Origin of the sequence: Coprococcus intestinihominis, from assembly GCF_040096555.1 — a bacterium.
Lineage (GTDB): Bacteria > Bacillota > Clostridia > Lachnospirales > Lachnospiraceae > Coprococcus_A > Coprococcus_A intestinihominis.
This window is the reverse complement of the sequence record NZ_JBBMEK010000471.1, coordinates 1-1,093: the sequence shown is the minus strand read 5'-3', so window position 1 is coordinate 1,093 and position 1,093 is coordinate 1. Positions and strand designations below refer to the sequence as shown.

Sequence of the window (1,093 nt, the reverse complement as noted above, 5' to 3'; positions counted from 1 at the left end):
CATAAAACGGTTACCGAACCAAAGTGGCAAAAACCCAGTGTTTAAGCCAAAAATCGGTAATGTCCTCTTAGTTTAACAGATAAAACAAGCGCCTCCTAAGGGGGGACCTGTACTGAGAACTATTGAAAAGTACTCAGGTGTCGATGGCAATTCGGTACTGAGAATTTTGATTAGAAAAGCCAAGTGCTGCAGAGGACGCAAATAGCATTTTCGCCGAAAAAATATCGGCTGAAAATAGAAAAAATCGGTCACCGATCCGGGTGATCAAAAAGGCTGAAAAACCTTGATTTTGCGCGTAAGCAACGAGCCACAAATCCGGCATTTATGCAGGATTTTGGCGACTGCCGCGTCACTGAGCGTCAGCGAAGTAAGCCAAAAATCGTATGTCGGCATAGCTCAGCTGGATAGAGCATTCGCCTCCTAAGGAAGGGGCTTGCCTGACGCCTTTGAACTATAGGAAAAAGAACTCGATAGTTCGAATCTGTCAAAGTAAGTGTTATATAGCTTGCCACCAAAGGCGAATGTATCGAGGAAAGTTGGATGGAGCAATTCGTCCAGAAAGCATAAGTAATTGAATAACCGGCTACCGATCCGGAAGCTTAAGAAGTGCCAGAAAGCCTTATTTTAAGCCAAAAATCGGATATGTCTTCGTAGCTCAGCTGGATAGAGCACTCGCCTCCTAAGGCTATGCTCGAACATAGACCATGTGAAAATCACAAATGAATAACATAAGTTCAATTCCGGCAAAAATGACCGGTTTTTGATACGTTTCTGTAGCTCAGCTGGATAGAGCGTCCGCCTCCTAAGAATATGTTATAACGACCGCCTTTGGGGCAAAGGCGATTGACATTGAGTTAGTTTATACCTATAATTGAATAGATTTCAAAGATGTTTCCGTAGCTCAGCTGGATAGAGCGACCGCCTCCTAAGAAGGAGCCGCGGCTGAACCCTGAAGGAAAAATGAAAAAAGAACTTGGAGTTCGAATCTATTCTGGAAGAGACAAAATTAACAACGGAGCTTTCCCCATTCTGGCGGATGCTCTACTGTTAATAAAATGAATAATCTGATGATATCCAGCTAATCAAAATTAGC

Annotated in this window: 1 protein-coding gene; it reads right to left on the bottom strand. The window is 43.2% G+C overall.

Annotated features, from left to right (window positions below):
* Positions 1-133 precede the first annotated feature (133 nt).
* A complete protein-coding gene (locus WMO25_RS18275; RefSeq protein WP_349086673.1) occupies positions 134-322 on the bottom strand; it encodes a hypothetical protein in 189 nt (62 codons plus the stop codon).
* Positions 323-1,093: the final 771 nt, after the last annotated feature.